Source organism: Ruegeria sp. AA3, from assembly GCF_056542905.1.
Map to the genome: position 1 here is coordinate 1 of NZ_JBQGAQ010000038.1, position 1,517 is coordinate 1,517.

The 1,517-nt window shown below is 56.0% G+C and carries 1 protein-coding gene; it reads right to left on the reverse strand.

What is annotated here, in order from left to right:
* Positions 1 to 69: 69 nt before the first annotated feature.
* Entirely contained in the window at positions 70 to 1,443 is a 1,374-nt protein-coding gene (locus tag ACR0JR_RS22320; RefSeq protein ID WP_170361228.1) for a transposase, read from the reverse strand.
* Positions 1,444 to 1,517: the final 74 nt, after the last annotated feature.

Here is a 1,517-nt window from a genome sequence, read left to right on the forward strand (position 1 = left end):
GATAGTGTTGAAAAAGTCGACGTTGGAACTGCCGATGAGCGATGGCAAAAGCCGCTTGGGATGTTCCTCTCAGCCTGTTGGTTCTGGTTGCGGGGCTAGTTTTGCGAGTTTCCTTAGGTTTTGAGCTGTGGCTGCGAGTTGGAACTGCTCATATGCACCTTTGGGTCCTCGAAGTCGCATCATCGGCACGCCGATGTATCGCTTCAGGTGGGCAAACAGCATCTCGACTTTCCGTCTTTGAATGAACGAGGTCATGTAGGCGTCTGTTTTTCGGATATCGCGGGCGGCGTCGCGTGCTGCTTCGTGGACGGAGCGAAGCACGTTTCGAGCTGGCTGTTTTGGACAGCAATTTGCCTTCAATGGGCATGCGTCGCAGTCGTGCTTTGACGCTCGATATTTGATGAACCCGTCTTTGCCGCCGTTCGGCTTTCGCGGTTTGGAGAAGTTCCGGCGATATGTTCGCAGCTCCTTGTTGCCAGGGCATGAGTAGCTGTCGGTCGCGGGGTCGTAGATGAAGTCTTCGCGTGAGAATGTGCCGTCCGTCCGTTTGGATTTATCCCAGACCGGGATGTGCGGGGCGATGCCGCGTTCTTCGACCAGCCAGCCCAGCATCTCTGCCGATCCGTAGCCTGTATCGCCAACCAACTTGTCTGGCGTCATGTCAAAGCGATCCGTGATGCGGTCGATCATCCGTCGCGCGGCAAAGGCCTCCGCGGTTCGGATCGGTACGGATGGTTCCACATCCACGATGACTGCATTGTCCAAATCCACCATGTAGTTGGTGGAATATGCAAAGAATGCGGCCCCTCCATCGGCGCCTGTCCAGCGCGCCGCAGGGTCCACCGGCGAGATGTATTTGGGGACGACTTTGGTGGACGCGCCGAATGCGGCGTCATCCAGCGTTTCGAGATATTCCTCAACCACGCGGGTGGTCAGTTCGGGGGGCAGACCTTCCTTGCTTTCAATCCCGCGTGTCTGGTTGGCATTCGCCGGGATCAGGCTGGCATCGACACCAAAACTCTCGCCGCCAACCAAACCCTCATCAATACAGCGTCTCAGAACGGTTTCGAAGAGATGTCGGAACAAACCGCTCTCCCGGAAACGCCCATGCCGGTTCTTCGAGAAAGTTGAATGGTCAGGCACCGGGTCAGTCAGGTCGAGCCTGCAAAACCATCTGTACGCCAGATTGACATGCACCTCTTCGCAAAGGCGGCGCTCGGACCTGATGCCTTGGCAGTAGCCCAACAACAGCATCCGGATCATCAACTCAGGGTCAATCGAAGGACGACCATGCGCGCTATAAGACGGTGCCAGAAGCGGTCGAACGTCTGACAGGTCAAGGAAACGATCAATGCCGCGTAGAGAGTGATCGGCAGGAACAAACTCGTCAATCGAGAACTCATAAAACAGCGCACCCTGCGCCACCTGCCTCGGTCCCATCATTGCTAAGTCCTCCACTCTCAAAACGAGTGAATCAGCGCCAGACCAACCAATCAACCGACTTTTTCAACACTATC

What these genes read in the sequence shown, in the direction of transcription:
- ACR0JR_RS22320 (WP_170361228.1), bottom strand. Translation starts at nt 1,443, where the DNA reads ATGATGGGACCGAGGCAGGTGGCGCAGGGTGCGCTGTTTTATGAGTTC.